General features: G+C 46.2%; 3 protein-coding genes. All 3 read left to right on the forward strand.

Translation table 11 applies throughout. From position 1 onward, the window contains the following. Positions 1-455 (forward strand): sensor histidine kinase (locus BLX24_RS30575; RefSeq protein WP_143092948.1); only part of this gene is annotated, 455 nt, incomplete at its 5' end. Positions 456-621: 166 nt separating this feature from the next. Next, positions 622-753, forward strand: coding sequence for a hypothetical protein (locus BLX24_RS33980; RefSeq protein ID WP_262483015.1), 132 nt, complete (start codon positions 622-624; stop codon positions 751-753). Between the two features lie 3 nt (positions 754-756). Further along, complete coding sequence (locus tag BLX24_RS30580; protein WP_071506920.1) at positions 757-1,116, forward strand: response regulator; 360 nt, start codon at positions 757-759, stop codon at positions 1,114-1,116. Positions 1,117-1,136 lie beyond the last annotated feature (20 nt).

Genomic DNA, 1,136 nt, shown 5'->3' on the forward strand with positions numbered 1-1,136 from the left:
ATGTCCCCCGCATCGGATTAACCAAAGAATTAGCGTATATACAGAACTACATTGACCTTGAACAGAACCGCCTGCTGGGCGAAGACATACAAATTGACTATCAACAGCTCGGCGATCCTTCGTCTTACCAAATTGCCCCCCTTTTGTTGATAGCTTTTGTTGAAAATGCGTTTAAACACGGTATCAAAGGCGCCAACGGTCCTGCATTTGTAAAGGTTACGGCGAGTATCCAGAGCAACCTACTTACGTTTTCGGTTGAGAACAGCATTCCGCCAGTACGCCGTCGGGCGGAACCGCAAAATGACGATAAACGCAGAGGCGGTGTTGGTTTAACCAATGTGAAACGTAGGTTAGACGCGATCTACCCGGATCTCTACGCTTTATCGATCACTCCCGATGAAGGTATTTATAAGGTTGAACTTACCATAACGCTGTTCAAAAGATCCGATGAATAACCACCGGGCTGATTGGTCGAAAAAAAACATTCACTGGTCGAAAAACGGCCTGGATTTCATCTAAATTAGTTGAATTGACTATACCGCAGAGCCTATCTTCGTATCGTCCTTCAGGGAAAAACAGAGACATTAAAAAATACCCGTTTAACCCCAACGCTAAATAATCATGAAAAACGAACTAACTACTACCGCCCCTCGTCTGATCCTGAAAAAAGAACGCCTTGTCAACCTGACTACGTCAGTGTCTCCTAAACTAAACGGCAAAACAATCACCTCCATCTGGACCAACATTAATTAATCCTTGCATACCTGCCTTACCATTAATCACACCAAGGCAAGCCGAAGCCAGCTTGCTCATTATCTCCAACGGACCGGCTGGCTGAATCTGGGGCAGGCAGGTTCGTTTACAGGAGAGATGCTGGCACATTTGACATCAGGTAACTACGCACCGGTATTTCTGCGACTGCCTGACCCGGATACCGAGCTGCCCGAATCATTCCTGGTTGTTCTCCGGCAGCATCGCGGACTGATCATTACATCACCCTATCCACAACACCTGTACGGATATTTAGCACTTCAGCCGTTTGATTTTCTGACAGAGCCCTTTTCGTTTGAACGTTTTGCCGGGAGTCTGGAACGCTATGTTGAACGATTTGGTTAACCTCCACGTACTTATTTTCA

Source organism: Arsenicibacter rosenii (assembly GCF_001870735.1).
GTDB lineage: Bacteria > Bacteroidota > Bacteroidia > Cytophagales > Spirosomataceae > Arsenicibacter > Arsenicibacter rosenii.